11 protein-coding genes are annotated in these 13,888 nt (G+C 69.6%); 9 read left to right on the top strand and 2 right to left on the bottom strand.

Going from position 1 to position 13,888, the window contains the following annotated elements:
- Positions 1 to 76 precede the first annotated feature (76 nt).
- Complete coding sequence (locus ACZ4AA_RS05500) at positions 77 to 1,105, bottom strand: ABC transporter permease (protein ID WP_467595770.1); 1,029 nt, start codon at positions 1,103 to 1,105, stop codon at positions 77 to 79.
- A 520-nt stretch (positions 1,106 to 1,625) separates the two neighbouring features.
- Here ACZ4AA_RS05500 and ACZ4AA_RS05495 point away from each other — a divergent pair.
- The 5 genes from ACZ4AA_RS05495 to ACZ4AA_RS05475 are packed head-to-tail and all read left to right on the top strand — an operon-like array spanning position 1,626 to position 7,275.
- Positions 1,626 to 3,248, top strand: coding sequence for a peptide ABC transporter substrate-binding protein (locus tag ACZ4AA_RS05495; protein WP_467595767.1), 1,623 nt, complete (start codon positions 1,626 to 1,628; stop codon positions 3,246 to 3,248).
- A 54-nt stretch (positions 3,249 to 3,302) separates the two neighbouring features.
- Positions 3,303 to 4,226 (top strand): ABC transporter permease, encoded by a 924-nt coding sequence (locus tag ACZ4AA_RS05490; RefSeq protein ID WP_467595764.1) that lies wholly within the window; start codon positions 3,303 to 3,305, stop codon positions 4,224 to 4,226.
- Positions 4,219 to 5,241, top strand: coding sequence for an ABC transporter permease (locus tag ACZ4AA_RS05485; protein WP_467595762.1), 1,023 nt, complete (start codon positions 4,219 to 4,221; stop codon positions 5,239 to 5,241). Before ACZ4AA_RS05490 ends, ACZ4AA_RS05485 begins: the two co-directional genes overlap by 8 nt.
- 5 nt (positions 5,242 to 5,246) lie before the next feature.
- Positions 5,247 to 6,233, top strand: coding sequence for an ABC transporter ATP-binding protein (locus ACZ4AA_RS05480; RefSeq protein ID WP_467595759.1), 987 nt, complete (start codon positions 5,247 to 5,249; stop codon positions 6,231 to 6,233).
- A complete protein-coding gene (locus ACZ4AA_RS05475) occupies positions 6,214 to 7,275 on the top strand; it encodes an ABC transporter ATP-binding protein (RefSeq protein WP_467595755.1) in 1,062 nt (353 codons plus the stop codon). Before ACZ4AA_RS05480 ends, ACZ4AA_RS05475 begins: the two co-directional genes overlap by 20 nt.
- A gap of 158 nt (positions 7,276 to 7,433) precedes the next feature.
- On the opposite strand, the gene ACZ4AA_RS05470 is transcribed toward ACZ4AA_RS05475, so the two are convergent.
- The gene (locus ACZ4AA_RS05470) at positions 7,434 to 9,563 is read right to left on the bottom strand and encodes a S9 family peptidase (RefSeq protein WP_467595752.1); all 2,130 of its coding nucleotides are present in this window, start codon (positions 9,561 to 9,563) and stop codon (positions 7,434 to 7,436) included.
- Between the two features lie 187 nt (positions 9,564 to 9,750).
- Between ACZ4AA_RS05470 and ACZ4AA_RS05465 the strand changes: the two genes are divergently transcribed.
- The 4 genes from ACZ4AA_RS05465 (at position 9,751) to ACZ4AA_RS05450 (ending at position 13,817) form a co-directional block, all read left to right on the top strand.
- The gene (locus ACZ4AA_RS05465; protein WP_037620693.1) at positions 9,751 to 9,945 is read left to right on the top strand and encodes a hypothetical protein; all 195 of its coding nucleotides are present in this window, start codon (positions 9,751 to 9,753) and stop codon (positions 9,943 to 9,945) included.
- A gap of 212 nt (positions 9,946 to 10,157) precedes the next feature.
- Positions 10,158 to 11,045 (top strand): N-acetyl-1-D-myo-inositol-2-amino-2-deoxy-alpha-D-glucopyranoside deacetylase, encoded by an 888-nt coding sequence (gene mshB / locus ACZ4AA_RS05460; protein ID WP_467595749.1) that lies wholly within the window; start codon positions 10,158 to 10,160, stop codon positions 11,043 to 11,045.
- The gene (locus tag ACZ4AA_RS05455) at positions 11,042 to 11,467 is read left to right on the top strand and encodes a DUF6113 family protein (RefSeq protein ID WP_467595746.1); all 426 of its coding nucleotides are present in this window, start codon (positions 11,042 to 11,044) and stop codon (positions 11,465 to 11,467) included. Before mshB ends, ACZ4AA_RS05455 begins: the two co-directional genes overlap by 4 nt.
- Positions 11,468 to 11,627: 160 nt before the next feature.
- A complete protein-coding gene (locus ACZ4AA_RS05450; protein ID WP_467595743.1) occupies positions 11,628 to 13,817 on the top strand; it encodes a peptidoglycan binding domain-containing protein in 2,190 nt (729 codons plus the stop codon).
- The last annotated feature ends 71 nt before the right edge of the window (positions 13,818 to 13,888 follow it).

The raw sequence follows: 13,888 nt of genomic DNA, 5'->3' as shown, positions 1-13,888 counted from the left end.
GGCTTACCTGCCTAGTGGTGGGTGAGTGTGAGACGGGTAACCAGCCGGACGGCGATGACCGGTACTGGGGTGGAAGTCAGCGCTTGGACTTCGGGTCGAGTGCGTCGCGGACCGAGTCTCCGAGCAGGTTGAAGGCGAGGACGAAGAGGATCATCGAGACGCCCGGGAAGATCATGAAGGTGATGTCTTCCGTGTAGAAGCCGGCGCCGCGCTGGATCATGACGCCCCAGTCGGGGGTCGGGTCCTGGATACCTGCGCCGAGGAAGGCGAGTCCCGCCTCTGCCGTGACGTATGCCGGCAGCATGAGGGTGGACTGGATCAGGATCGGCGTCCAGAGGTTGGGCAGGAGTTCCTTGAAGACGATGCGGCGCGAGGACGCGCCGGTCACCTTCGCCGCCTCGACGAACTCACGCTCCCGCAGGCCAAGGACCTGACCACGCAGCAGACGCGCGATGGAGGCCCAGCCGAAGGCGGACAGGACGAGGATCAGGCAGGTGGCCCGCAGCCAGGTCGGGACGTCCTCGTTGAAGGGCACGAAGAGCGTGTAGACGACCGGCATGAAGGCGATGAAGAACAGCGTGGACGGGAACGACAGCAGGATGTCGATCACTCGGCCGACGAGGTAGTCCGTCCGGCCGCCGAGGTATCCCGCGGTGATGCCGATCACGACACCGACCACCGTGGTCAGCAGGGTGGCGGCGGTGGCGATCATCAGCGAGGTGCGGATGCCGTACAGCAGGAACGTGAAGACGTCACGGCCCAGCTGGGGCTCGACGCCGAACCAGAAGTTGCTGTCGATGCCGCCGTTGGGTTTCACCGGGAAGGCGAAGTCGTTGAGCAGGCCGTCCTTCTCCTGGCCGTACTGCTCGTACGGGTTCTTCCCGTACAGCTTCGCTATCAGTGGCGCGCAGATCGCGATGACGAAGAAGAAGATCACGACGTACGCGGAGACGACACCGGTGCGGTCGCGCTTGAACCGCGTCCAGGCGAGTCGTCCCGGGGAGCGACTCTCCGAGCCCTTGGAGGTGGAAGACGGAGCCGGGGTCTTGCCGGTCTCGTCGGTCACCTCAAGTGGGGCGGCCGCGGATGGAGTAGGGGGGGTCATGATGCTCCAGGCCCGAGGGTCAAGGGCTCCGCAGGGCGCTCCCTACGGGCTACGCCGGACTTTTTCAACGCAATTCATGCAAGGTCAATAAAATCTCGGTCGCCTTGGTCCTCTCTTTACTTTCTTTACCCTGGGTTGACCTGAGCGTAACTACGCGTGTAGCGCACTGTGGCCGTTCTGTGTCCGGATTCGGACCAATGCGGCGAAACGGGCAATGAGTTCGTTATCCGGACGCCAGAGTCTCGGAATGCGTACATCTGGTGCGCTGGAATCAACAGTTCCGTATCGAAGCGTGAAGATCCATTGCGCCGAAGGTCAAGATCCTCCTCTTCGATGGTCAAGATCATTTGACGGAGTGTCCGGAGCGCCACCCTTCCGGACGGAGCGCCACCCGAAAGGGTGGGGTAAATGTGCGATGCGCCCCATATAGACAGATATTGGGCCCCATAGGTACACCGCACCGGAGCCGGATGCCCGACCCCGACGCCGGCGGCACAGCGCACTCTCGAGGAGGCACTCCATGCGTGGAGCCACGCACGCCAAATGGGCCGCATGCGCGGCGGCGGTAGCCCTGGCGGCGTCCGCCTGCGGGGGCGGAGGGGGGAGCAGCAGCGGCTCCGGCACGGTCAGCGCCTCCTGGGGTGACCCGCAGAACCCGCTGGAGCCGTCCAACACCAACGAGGTGCAGGGCGGCAAGGTCCTCGACATGATCTTCCGCGGGCTCAAGCGGTACAACGCCAAGACCGGCGCCGCCGAGGACATGCTCGCGCAGAAGATCGACACCACGGACTCGCAGAACTTCACGATCACGGTCAAGAGCGGCTGGAAGTTCAGCAACGGAGAGGCCGTCACCGCCCAGTCCTTCGTCGACGCCTGGAACTACGGCGCCAGCCTGAAGAACAACCAGAAGAACGCGTACTTCTTCGGATACATCCAGGGCTACGACAAGACGCACCCCGACACCGGCAAGCAGACCGCCGACACCCTGTCCGGGCTCAAGGTGACCGGCACGGACACGTTCACCGTCGCGCTGACCCAGAAGTTCTCGACGTTCCCGGACACCCTCGGCTACGCGGCCTTCTCGCCACTGCCCAAGTCGTTCTTCAGCGACCACGCGGCCTGGGTGGCGAAGCCCGTCGGCAACGGCCCGTACACCATCGACTCCTACTCCAAGGGCTCCCAGATGGCCCTGGTGAAGTGGAACGACTACCCCGGTGACGACAAGGCGAAGAACGCCGGTGTGACCCTCAAGGTCTACACGGACAACAACACCGCCTACAACGACCTCCTGGCCGGGAACCTGGACCTCGTCGACGACGTGCCCGCGGCCCAGCTCAAGAACGCCAAGAGCGACCTGAACGGCCGGTACATCAACACCCCGGCCGGCATCATCCAGACGCTCGCGTTCCCGTTCTACGACCCGAAGTGGAACACCAGCGGCGCCACCAAGGTCCGCCAGGGACTGTCCATGGCGATCAACCGCCAGCAGATCACCGACACCATCTTCCAGAAGACGCGGACCCCCGCGAGCGACTGGACCTCACCGGTGCTCGGCGAGAAGGGCGGCTTCCAGGAAGGCCTGTGCGGCAAGTACTGCGACTACAACCCGTCCGAGGCCAAGAAGATGGTCCAGGAGGGCGGCGGTCTGCCCGGCGGCCAGGTCAAGATCACGTACAACGCGGACACCGGCTCCCACAAGGAATGGGTCGACGCCGTCTGCAACTCGATCAACAACTCCCTCGGCAACGAGAAGGCCTGCGTCGGCAACCCGGTCGGCACCTTCGCCGACTTCCGCAACCAGATCGGGCAGCACAAGATGCCCGGTCCGTTCCGGGCCGGCTGGCAGATGGACTACCCGCTGATCCAGAACTTCCTCCAGCCGCTCTACTACACGAACGCCTCGTCCAACGACGGCCAGTGGTCCAACAAGCAGTTCGACAGCCTCGTCAACCAGGCGAACGCGGAGACCGACACCACCAAGGCCGTCAAGCTCTTCCAGCAGGCCGAAGGCGTCGTACGGGACAACATGGCCGCCATCCCGCTCTGGTACCAGAACGGCAGCGCCGGCTACTCGGACAAGGTCTCGAACGTGGCCCTGAACCAGTTCAGCGTGCCCGTCTACAACGAGATCACCGTCAACTGAGCCGCCCGGGGCGGGCCGCTCACACCGGTCCGCCCCTCTATCTCCGGAGCACTCATGGGACGGTACGTCGTCCGGCGTCTGCTACAGATGATCCCGGTCTTCTTCGGCGCCACCATTCTCATCTTCGTGATGGTGAACGTGATGGGCGACCCCATCGCGGGCCTGTGCGGCGAACGGCAGTGCGACCCCGCCACGGCCGCCCAGCTGCGCGCGGAGTTCGGCCTCGACAAACCCCTGTGGCAGCAGTACCTGACCTACATCGGCCACATCTTCACCGGGGACTTCGGCACCGCGTTCAACGGACAGCCGGTCACCGAGCTGATGGCCTCCGCGTTCCCGGTCACGATCCGGCTGACGATCGTCGCGATCTTCTTCGAGATCGTCATCGGCATCACGCTCGGCGTCGTCACCGGTCTGCGCCGCGGCCGGCCGGTCGACACCGGCGTCCTGCTGCTCACGCTCGTGGTCATCGCGGTGCCGACCTTCGTCACCGGTCTGCTGGCCCAGTTGCTGCTCGGCATCAAATGGCACTGGATCGAACCGTCGGTCTCCGGGGACGCCACCTTCGGCGAGCTGATCGTCCCGGGCCTGGTGCTGGCCTCGGTCTCGCTCGCGTACGTGACCCGGCTGACCCGGACCTCCATCGCGGAGAACAAACGGTCCGACTACGTCCGTACGGCCGTCGCCAAGGGCCTGCCCCGGCGCCGCGTGACCACCCGGCATCTGCTGCGCAACTCACTCATCCCCGTGGTCACCTTCATCGGCACCGACATCGGCGCGCTGATGGGCGGCGCGATCGTCACCGAGCGGATCTTCAACATCCACGGCGTCGGTTACTACCTCTACCAGGGGATCGTGCGCCAGAACACCCAGACCGTCGTCGGCTTCGTGACCATCCTCGTCCTCGTCTTCGTGGTCGCCAATCTGCTCGTCGACCTGCTGTACGCCGTACTCGACCCGAGGATCCGCTATGCCTGAGCAGCCGCCGTACGAGGAAGAGGAATTCCACCACGGTCCCGAGGGCCCGCCGCCGGAGGATCTCGCCATCGCCCCGACCGGCTTCGGCGGCACGATGGACCTCGGGTCGAGCGAGGCGGAGACGCTGGAGCGGACACCGGGAGGACCGGAGGGAACAGGGCCGAAGGAGAAGCCGCGGTCCCTGTGGTCCGACGCCTGGCGGGACCTGCGTCGCAACCCGGTCTTCATCATCTCCGGAGTCGTCATCCTGTTCCTGGTCGTGATCTCGATCTGGCCCTCCCTGATCACCTCCCAGAGCCCGCTCAAGTGCGACCTCTCCAAGGCCCAGGAGGGCTCGCAGCCCGGACACCCCTTCGGTTTCGACGGGCAGGGCTGCGACGTCTACACCCGGACCGTGTACGGGACCCGCGTCTCGATCAGCGTCGGCGTCCTCGCCACGATCGGGGTCGCGCTCCTCGGCTCGTTCCTCGGCGGTCTGGCCGGCTTCTACGGCGGGGTGGGCGACTCGGTCCTGTCCCGGATCACCGACATCTTCTTCGCGATCCCCGTCGTGCTCGGCGGTCTGGTCCTGCTCTCCGTGGTGACCAGCAACACGATCTGGCCGGTCGTCGGGTTCATGGTGCTGCTCGGCTGGCCCCAGGTCTCCCGCATCGCGCGCGGCTCCGTCATCACCACCAAGGAGAACGACTACGTCCACGCGGCGCGCGCCCTGGGAGCCTCCAACTCCCGGATGATGCTGCGGCACATCACCCCGAACGCGGTCGCGCCGGTCATCGTCGTCGCGACCATCGCGCTCGGCACGTACATCTCGCTGGAGGCGACGCTGTCGTACCTGGGCGTCGGTCTCAAACCCCCGACGGTCAGCTGGGGCATCGACATCTCCTCGGCCTCCGCGTACATCCGCCAGGCCCCGCACATGCTCCTGTGGCCGGCCGGCGCGCTCGCGATCACCGTGCTCGCGTTCATCATGCTCGGCGACGCGGTGCGCGACGCCCTCGACCCGAAGCTGAGGTGACCGCCGTGCTGCTCGAAGTGCGCGATCTGCACGTGGAGTTCAGGACCCGGGACGGAGTCGCCAAGGCCGTCAACGGCGTCAACTACAGCGTCGACGAGGGGGAGACGCTCGCCGTGCTCGGCGAGTCGGGCTCCGGCAAGTCCGTGACCGCCCAGGCCGTGATGGGCATCCTCGACATCCCGCCCGGGAGGATCACCGGCGGCGAGATCCTCTTCCAGGGCAAGGACCTGCTGAAGTTCAAGGAGGAGGAGCGGCGCAAGGTGCGGGGCGCCGAGATGGCGATGATCTTCCAGGACGCGCTGTCGTCCCTGAACCCCGTCATCAGCGTCGGCGACCAGCTCGGCGAGATGTTCACCGTGCACCGCGGGATGAAGCGCAAGGAAGCCCGGGCCAAGGCGATCGAGCTCATGGAGCACGTGCGCATCCCGGGGGCCGCCGAGCGCGTACGGGACTATCCGCACCAGTTCTCCGGCGGTATGCGCCAACGCATCATGATCGCCATGGCGCTGGCACTGGAACCCGCCCTGATCATCGCCGACGAACCGACCACCGCGCTCGACGTCACCGTGCAGGCCCAGGTCATGGACCTGCTCGCGGAACTCCAGCGCGAGCTCCACATGGGGCTCATCCTCATCACCCACGACCTCGGCGTGGTCGCGGACGTCGCCGACAAGATCGCGGTGATGTACGCGGGCCGGATCGTCGAGACGGCCCCGGTCCACGACATCTACAAGGCGCCCGCCCACCCCTACACCAAGGGGCTCCTCGACTCGATCCCCCGGCTCGACCAGAAGGGCCAGGAGCTCTACGCCATCAAGGGCCTGCCGCCCAACCTGATGCACATCCCGCCGGGCTGCGCCTTCAATCCGCGCTGCCCGATGGCCCAGGACATCTGCCGCACCGAGGTGCCGCCGCTCGCCGCTGTCGACGAGAACCGCGGGAGCGCCTGCTTCTTCTGGAGGGAGTGCCTCGATGACTCAAGCCGCAACTGAGCCGCTGCTGGAGGTCAGCGGACTGGTCAAGCACTTCCCGCTCACCCAGGGGATCCTGTTCAGGAAGCAGATCGGGGCCGTCAAGGCGGTCGACGGCGTCGACTTCCACCTCGACCGCGGCGAGACCCTCGGCATCGTCGGCGAGTCCGGCTGCGGCAAGTCCACGGTCGCCAAGATGCTCGTCAACCTGGAACGGCCGACCGAGGGCGCGATCAGGTACAAGGGCGAGGACATCACCCAACTGTCGGGCAAGGCGCTGAAGGCGGTGCGCCGCAACATCCAGATGGTGTTCCAGGACCCGTACACCTCGCTCAACCCGCGCATGACCGTCGGCGACATCATCGGGGAGCCCTACGACATCCACCCCGAGGTCGCGCCGAAGGGCGACCGGCGGCGCAGGGTCCAGGAGCTGCTGGACGTGGTCGGGCTCAACCCGGAGTACATCAACCGTTATCCGCACCAGTTCTCCGGCGGCCAGCGCCAGCGCATCGGCATCGCGCGGGGCCTGGCGCTGCGGCCCGAGATCATCGTCGCCGACGAGCCGGTCTCCGCGCTCGACGTGTCGGTGCAGGCCCAGGTGATCAACCTGCTGGACCGGCTCCAGTCCGAGTTCGAGCTCAGCTACGTCTTCATCGCGCACGACCTGTCGATCGTCCGGCACATCTCCGACCGGGTCGGGGTGATGTACCTCGGGCGGATCGTGGAGACCGGCAGGGACACCGAGATCTACGACCACCCGACGCACCCCTACACCCAGGCGCTGCTGTCCGCGGTGCCCGTTCCCGACCCCGAGGCCCGGGAGCACCGGGAGCGGATCATCCTGCACGGGGACGTGCCCTCGCCCGCGAAGATCCCCTCCGGGTGCCGGTTCCGCACCCGTTGCTGGAAGGCGCAGGAACGCTGCACGCTGGAGGTGCCGCTGCTCGCGGTGCCGGCCGAGTTCCGGCTCGTCGAGGGCCCGGCCGCCCACGACTCGGCCTGTCACTTCGCGGAGGAGAAGCAGGTCGTGCCGCCGGAGGAGCCGACCGACGGGACGGCATAGCGCCACAAATGCGCACGAACGTCGTTAACACGCAGGCAACTTGACGGAAGCGGTACCGATATACGGACGCGGCAGGGTGAACACCGTACGGCCGTGCGGGTGCCGTGAACGAGCCGGGGTGTCGCCATGTCACCCCGGCTCGTTGTTTTCCCGGTGCGTCAGCTCATGCCGAGGGACCGCTTCAGGAAGTCCACCTGGAGCAGCAGCAGGTTCTCGGCGACCGCCTCCTGCGGGGTCATGTGGGTGACCCCCGACAGGGGCAGCACCTCGTGCGGGCGGCCGGCGGCCAGCAGGGCGGAGGAGAGCCGCAGGGCGTGCGCCACCACGACGTTGTCGTCCGCGAGGCCGTGCACGATCATCAGCGGCCGGCGGGTGTCCGCGGGTGCGGACAGTCCCTCGTCGGTGACCAGCGAGTTCGACGCGTAGACCGCGGGACTCGCCGCCGGGTCACCGAGGTACCGCTCCGTGTAGTGCGTGTCGTACAGCCGCCAGTCCGTGACCGGGGCGCCCGCGATGCCCGCGTGGAAGACGTCGGGGCGGCGCAGCACGGCGAGCCCCGCGAGCCAGCCGCCGTACGACCAGCCCCGGATGGCCACCCGGGACAGGTCCAGCGGGAACCGTCCGGCGAGCCCGTGCAGCGCCTCGACCTGGTCGTCGAGGGAGAGCATCAGGTCGTCGCGGACCGCCTTCTCCCAGGCGGGGGAGCGGCCCGGGGTGCCGCGGCCGTCGGCGACCACCACCGCGAAGCCCTGGTCGGCGAACCACTGCGAGGTGAGGTGCGCGTTGTGTGCGGCGAGCACCCGGGGGCCGTGCGGACCGCCGTAGGGGTCGAGGAGGACGGGCAGCGGGCTGTCGCCGTCATAGTCGGTGGGCAACAGCACGGCGCATGGGATTTTCTGTGCGCCCCCTTGTGTGAGCGTCACGCGCGGGGACAAACCAGGATCTTCGGCGTACGAGGGGATGCTCGCCAGTTGCTTCCCCTCGCGCAGCACCTGCACCTGGACGCCCGGCCGGTCGAGCACCGACGACACGAGCACGGTCACGCCCCCGGCGCGCACCGCCCCGTGCACGCCCGGCTCCTGCGAGACGCGCTCCAGGCCGAGTTCGTTCACCCGGTACACATGGACTTCGCCCGTTTCGGGTGAACTCGCGTCCTCGCCCGCGGAGGCCGAGACCAGCACGTCGTCGACCGAGACGTCGAGCACCGCGCGGACATGCAACTGGGCCCCGGTCAGCGGACGTTCACCGAACGCCAGGACCCGCGCGCCCCCCTCGTCCGCGATCCGCACGAGCTGTCCGCCGGGACTCCAGCACGGGACGCCAGGGAAAAGATCGAGCCAAGTTGGATCTTCATCGGCGTGCACCATCCGGGTCGCCCCGGTGTCCGGGTCCGCGGCCAGGAACAGCTGGCTGCGCTGGTCCCGCGCCTGCACCAGAAGCAGCGGCGCACCGGCGGCTGACCAGTGCACATGGGCCAGATACGGGTACCGCGCCCGGTCCCAGGACACCTCCGTGCGTACGCCGTCGAGCCCGACCGTGAAGAGCCGCACGTCCGCGTTGGCGCTCCCCGCCACCGGATACGCGACCCGCTGCGGATCGGCTTCCGGGTGCGCCGGATCGGAGATCCACCAGCGCTGCACCGGCGTGTCGTCCACCCGCGCGACGAGCAGCCGGTCCCCTTCGGGTGACCACCAGAAGCCGCGCGAACGCCCCATCTCCTCGGCCGCGATGAACTCGGCCAGTCCGTAGGAGACGGCACCGGCGCCCGCGGTCTCCTCCGGCTCGGCGAGCGCCCGGTCACCCTCGCCCTCCACCCCGACGACCCGCAGGGCGCCGCCGGACACGTAGGCCACGAGCGTGCCGTCGGGGGAGGGGCGCGGGTCGATCACCGGCCCGGGGACCGGGAGTTCACGTGCGGTGCCGGACCGCAGCTCCGCCGTGAACAACCGCCCTGACAAGGCGAAACAGGCCAACTCGGCGGCTGTGTCGGTGGCGTAGCCGACGATCCCCGCACCGCCCTCGCGGCTGCGCTCGCGACGCGCGCGCTCCTCCGCGGAGAGGTGCTCGACGGCACCGCCGAGCAGGGCCGCCGGGTCCGCCACGACCCGCTCGCGGCCCTCCGGAACGTCCAGGACCCACAGGTGGTTCGCCCGCTCCGTACCCGAAGGGGACCGCAGGAACACCACGCGGGAACCGTCGGGGGACACGGTGAACGCGCGCGGCGCGCCGGAGGTGAACCGCTGGGTGCGGGCGTACCGGCGCGGGAAGGACAGAGGCTCGTTGGTCATGCCTCGACCATATTGGCCATGCGCCCCCTTGTGCGGCCGTGCGCCGATCGATGCGCGCGTACGGATAGTTATGATCACTAGCGCTGTGTGGGTAGGAACCTGCTGGCTGCTGTTTGGAACGACCGACCCCCCATGTCCGACCCCGTACCGGACCCCAGGTCCCTGGGAACTTTGGAGGTGAGCCGCCGTGGCACTCTCGATTTCGGCGGTGGTGCTGCTGGCGATCATCGTCTTTCTTCTGATCAAGAAGTCAGGACTGAAAGGCGGTCACGCGGTGGTCTGCATGCTGCTCGGCTTCTATCTCGCCTCCTCGACGATCGCGCCCACCATCAGCGATCTGACCACCAACATCGCGGGCATGATCGGCAGCATCAAGTTCTGATCCGCGCCGGGCGACCGGCGGCGGGGCGGAGCGTCCGACTCCCGCTCCCCGCCTGCCCTGTTCGGACTTCCCGAAACAGGTCCGTCCGTCCGATCCCACCGACGGCCGGTCCTGCGGCCTCCCGGGGGCTGTGAGGCGGCCTCCGGCCGCCGCGGGGCGGGGAGGCCCGGCGGGCGGGCCGAGGGCGGCCGGCGCCTCGTAGGGTGGGTTCCATGACGGAACTGCCCGACCGGCGTCTGCTCCTGGTGCACGCGCACCCGGACGACGAGTCGATCAACAACGGCGCGACCATGGCCCGCTACGCGGCCGAGGGCGCCCAGGTGACGCTGGTGACCTGCACCCTCGGCGAGGAGGGCGAGGTCATTCCGCCCGAACTCGCCCATCTCGCCCCTGACCGCGAGGGCGGACTCGGCCCCTACCGGACCGGTGAACTGAGCGCCGCCATGAAGGAACTGGGCGTCACGGACCACCGCTTCCTCGGCGGCCCCGGGCGGTTCCGCGACTCCGGGATGATGGGCGCCGAGCAGAACCACCGCGACGGCGCCTTCTGGGCCGCCGACGTCGACGCCGCCGCCGACCATCTCGTGCGGGTGATCCGCGAGGTGCGTCCCCAGGTGCTCGTCACCTACGACCCCGACGGGGGCTACGGCCACCCGGACCACATCCAGGCCCACCGCGTGGCCGTCCGCGCCGCAGAACTGGCCGCCGAGCCCGCCCACCGCCCCGAACTCGGCGACGCCTGGCGGATCGCCAAGACCTACTGGAACCGGGTGCCCCGCCCGGTCGTCGAGGAGGCGTTCGCCCGGCTGCGCGAAGCCCTCCCCGGGCTGCCGTTCGACCGGACCGCCGCCGTCGAGGACGTACCTGGTGTGGTGGACGAGGCGGTCGTCACCACCGAGATCGACGGCACCGCCCACGCGGCGGCCAAGGCCGCCGCGATGCGCGCGCACGCCACCCAGATCACCGTGGACGGACCCTGGTTCGTCCTCTCGAACGAGCTGGCCCAGCCGCTCTTCACCACCGAGTACTACGAACTGGCCGGCGCCCCGCGCCCCGCGGCGCGCGAGACCGACCTCTTCGAGGGGACGGAACAGCGATGAGCACGAACGGACAGCGCGGCGGCGGAAGTCTCCTCGCCCAGCCCCTGACGCGCCCCTCGGGCGGGCGGATCGCCGCCTGTCTGGGGCTCTTTGTGCTCGGCGCCGTCGTCGGTGTCGCCGGCGCGCTGGTGCAGCCGGGCTGGTTCCCCCTCGGGCTGCTGCTCGCCCTGGCGGGCGCCGCCGGACTCTTCCTCGGCGGCGCGCGGGCGACGGAGTCCCGGGCCGGAGCCGTCGCCCCCGCCGTGGGCTGGATGGTCGCCGTCGTCCTGCTCACCGCCAGCCGTCCGGAAGGGGACTTCCTCTTCGGCGCGGGAGTCGGCTCGTATCTCTTCCTGCTCGGAGGCATGGCGCTGGCTGTGATGTGCGCCACTCTCGGGCAGGGGCGGCAACCGGCCCCTTCCCGTGCCCGACTTGGCAAGTGACGTACCACTTCGCCGTATCGGTCCCGTGCCGGTCCCGTGCGAGATTCCTGGACGGGCGAGGTTTGCGGGCCGGACATGGCCAGTATGGTGGTGCGCGCCGCCGAGCTGCCCGAGATGAGGTCGAGTAAACGGGCGGCGGAGCCAACCGGGAGAACCTGCCTTGAGTCGTGAAACTGACAGTTCGTCCTCCGGGCCCAACGGGCGCGGTGGAGCCGCGTACCCGTCGGGGACGCCGCCGTACGGCACCCCTGCGGCTTCCGAGACCGGTGCCGACGCGGGCCGTTCGGCCGCCGGCAAGCCGACGGAGGAGCGCAAGACCGAGACAACCCTGACGACACGGATCCGGATCAACATCCCCGGATCGCGGCCCATCCCGCCCGTGGTCGTCCGTACGCCCGTCGCCGACGCCGACGCGTCGCCCGAGGGCGGCGACCGCGCGCAGACCGGCACACAGGCGCCGCAGCGCACCGGTTCGCCCGCGGGCGCCGCCGCCGCGACGGCCTCCGTCCCGGCCCCGTCCGCACCCGCGGCCGCGCCCGTGGACCAGCCGGCGCCGGCCGAGGAGAAGACGAGCGACTGGTTCGCGCCGCGCAAGGCCGGTGCGCCCCCCAAGGGCGGGCAGGGCGGCGGCTCGACCAACGGAGCGGGTGTCCCGGGTGCTTCGGCGCCCACGGGAACCATGCCCTCCCTGCCCCCGGCGGGCACATCGGGCACGGGACGGCCCGCGCCGTCCCCCGGCGCCGGCCCGCTGGGCATCACCGGCGGCCGACCCGGCGGCGCGAACGGCGCCCCGCTCCCCGGTGCCACCGGCGCCGGACCCGTGGCCCCCGGCCACGGCGGCGGCACGGGCTCCTTCGACGTCTCCGGGGCGCTGCGCGACACCGGCTCGTTCCCGGCCATCGGTTCGGCCGGCGCGTCCGCGGGATCCGGCGAGCCGCGCCGTGACGACCTTCCGTACTTCTCCGAGAACGGCCGGGGCGGCCCGGCCGGTCCGACCTCGGGTCCCGCCACCGGCGACGGCCCGATGCGGCCTCCGGCCGGTGCGGGCGCTGCCCCCGGCAGCCTGGCCGCGCCCTCCGGCCCGGCCACCGGCAACCGGGGCACCGGCAGGGGCTACCCCGCCGCCGGCACCGGCACGCGCGGCGGACTGAGCGGCGGTCTCAGCGACGACACCGCGATCCTGACGCCGCAGAAGCCGGCCCCCGACCCGGGGCCCGGTGGCTACGGCGCCCCCGCCGAGAACGTCTCCGGACACACGCTGACCAGCGGCATGCCCGTCGTGTCGCCCAGCCACAACTTCGCGTACGAGGGTGACCGCAACGACGGCCCCAGGTCGCACACCCCGCCGAAGCTCCCCGAGCCGGTCCGTCAGCAGGCCGCCCCCACGAAGCCGGCGAAGAAGAAGGGCCGCAACAAGCCCGCGCTCCTCGCCGCCCTCGTCGTGGTCCTCGCGGGCGGCGCCTACGGTGCCGGCCTGCTGATGAACCACTCGGACGTGCCCAAGGGCAGCACGGTCCTCGGCGTCGACATCGGCGGCGGCACCCGTGACGACGCCGTCAAGAAGCTCGACGAGGCCTTCGGCGACCGGACGAACAAGCCGCTCACGCTGTCCGTCGACGGTGACACGGTCAAGCTCAGGCCCGACCAGGCCGGACTCCAGCTGGACAGCCAGGCCACCGTCCGCGCCGCCGCGGGCAGCGACTACAACCCGATCTCGGTGATCGGCTCGCTGTTCGGCGAGGGGCGCGTGGTGGACCCCGTGATGCCGGTCGACAAGGAGAAGCTCCAGGCGGCCCTGGAGCGCGCCGCGAGCGACTCGGGTTCGGCGAACGACGGCACGATCAAGTTCCAGCCGGGCAAGGCCGTCGCCGTCTACGGCAAGGCGGGCAAGGGCATCGACGTCGGACCCTCCCTCCAGGCCGTCCAGGACGCCTACCGCGCCCAGGTGGAGACCGGCGCGGCCACTCCGGTCAAGGTCGCCACCACGACCCGTCAGCCGACGGTCAGCAAGGCCGAGGTGGACCGGAAGATGTCGACGTTCGCGACGGTCGCCATGTCCGCGAACATCACCATCCGCACGGACGCCGTCCACGCCATCCCCTTCAGCCCGCAGAAGTCCATCTGGAGGTTCCTGAGCGTCCGGGCGGTCCAGGGCAAGCTCGTCGAGCACTACGACCTCGCCGTGCTCCAGTCCCTGTACGGCCACGCCTTCGACGGTGTGACGATCACCAAGGGCGACGGCACCAAGAAGGCCGTCAGCCCGGAGGACGTGGCCTCCGCCATAGGAAGGGCGCTGGTCGGGAAGACGACCGCCGAACGCGACGTGACCATCCCCACCAACCCCAACTAGGCCGGGCACGAACCAGGTCCTGGCGAGCACGACGGGAGGGCATCCCACCGGTACTCCACCGGCGGGGTGCC

This window comes from Streptomyces sp. NPDC024698 (assembly GCF_055559015.1).
The sequence above is the reverse complement of the archived record's forward strand: the minus strand, read 5'-3'. Positions and strand labels throughout refer to the sequence as shown.

Excerpts from the sequence above, each read along its gene's own strand:
- ACZ4AA_RS05485 (WP_467595762.1), top strand. The coding sequence starts at position 4,219 with ATGCCTGAGCAGCCGCCGTACGAGGAAGAGGAATTCCACCACGGTCCC.
- ACZ4AA_RS05490 (WP_467595764.1), top strand. The coding sequence starts at position 3,303 with ATGGGACGGTACGTCGTCCGGCGTCTGCTACAGATGATCCCGGTCTTC.
- ACZ4AA_RS05455 (WP_467595746.1), top strand. The coding sequence starts at position 11,042 with ATGAGCACGAACGGACAGCGCGGCGGCGGAAGTCTCCTCGCCCAGCCC.
- mshB (WP_467595749.1), top strand. The coding sequence starts at position 10,158 with ATGACGGAACTGCCCGACCGGCGTCTGCTCCTGGTGCACGCGCACCCG.
- ACZ4AA_RS05500 (WP_467595770.1), bottom strand. The coding sequence starts at position 1,105 with ATGACCCCCCCTACTCCATCCGCGGCCGCCCCACTTGAGGTGACCGAC.
- ACZ4AA_RS05475 (WP_467595755.1), top strand. The coding sequence starts at position 6,214 with ATGACTCAAGCCGCAACTGAGCCGCTGCTGGAGGTCAGCGGACTGGTC.
- ACZ4AA_RS05470 (WP_467595752.1), bottom strand. The coding sequence starts at position 9,563 with ATGACCAACGAGCCTCTGTCCTTCCCGCGCCGGTACGCCCGCACCCAG.
- ACZ4AA_RS05495 (WP_467595767.1), top strand. The coding sequence starts at position 1,626 with ATGCGTGGAGCCACGCACGCCAAATGGGCCGCATGCGCGGCGGCGGTA.